The organism is Herbiconiux daphne, from assembly GCF_024979295.1.
Lineage (GTDB): Bacteria > Actinomycetota > Actinomycetes > Actinomycetales > Microbacteriaceae > Herbiconiux > Herbiconiux daphnes.
Window position 1 is genome coordinate 1 of record NZ_JANLCJ010000673.1, and the last position, 560, is coordinate 560.

The 560-nt window shown below is 47.7% G+C and carries 1 protein-coding gene; it reads left to right on the plus strand.

Annotated features, from left to right (window positions below; genetic code table 11):
* Positions 1 to 560 (plus strand): hypothetical protein (locus N1032_RS27065; protein WP_259543791.1); only part of this gene is annotated, 560 nt, incomplete at both ends.

A 560-nucleotide genomic window follows, 5' to 3' on the forward strand; every position in this document is an offset into this window, starting at 1 on the left:
TTTGATGAACTTACGAACCCTTCCCCCTACACAGGAGAAGTTAAATTCATTGATGGCCATCCCGATAGCGCAGCCCCTGCCTCTGTGCCGGATGATTCTCTTTCAATCCCAAAAAGTGGAAAAGCAACTGGCTTTAAAGCTATCCACGCTACACCGCCTGCATATGTTGCAAAAGTACCACAACCATTACCAGCAGTAGCCCATGCTAATCCGGCTGCACCTGTCATTAAAACACCTCAGAAACAGACACAGGGCGGCGGCGTTTGGGCTAAGGCTCCAGATATTAAGGGAACCTTTGCAGGCGATAGCACAACTGTTATTCGTAATCAGAACATGGTTCAGGCTCAGCGCCCATCAACACCGATGATTGTTAACCCGGATGTAATCGGACAGCCAGTAAGCACCACTGTTATCACGAAAAATACTGATACAATGGCACAAGGCCATAACGACCCTACAGGGGTTCCGGTAGAGACGGTAACTCATAATCTACCTGCACCACAACCAGCGGCACAGGATGGTATTAAAGATACTCCTGTACACTATACAACTACCTATAT